The organism is Rhizobium sp. SVR5-9E (genome assembly GCF_056755095.1).
Map to the genome: position 1 here is coordinate 1 of NZ_JBNDHS010000614.1, position 246 is coordinate 246.

The following is a 246-nucleotide window of genomic DNA, read 5'->3' on the forward strand; positions in this document are numbered from 1 at the left end:
GCAGATCCCAGGGTCAACATTAGCCCAAAGAACACACTGATACCTTTAAAGGCCAGTGAATTGGCCCCGGGTAAAAACGGGTATGCCGCGGACAGAGCAAATAACCACACCACCACAGAAATTAACTTCCGCGTCGCGCCGACGGTTTCAGGATGGATCCCGGGAAGGTGTAAACGCCCTGCTTCTACCTGATTTAACAAGACTTTAAGGAGTTTTAGAATGAAGGCTGTGATAAGAAAAATAATC

1 protein-coding gene is annotated in these 246 nt (G+C 47.6%); it reads right to left on the reverse strand.

What is annotated here, in order from left to right; genetic code table 11:
- Positions 1-246 (reverse strand): hypothetical protein (locus ACPYOJ_RS36270; RefSeq protein ID WP_481420522.1); only part of this gene is annotated, 246 nt, incomplete at both ends.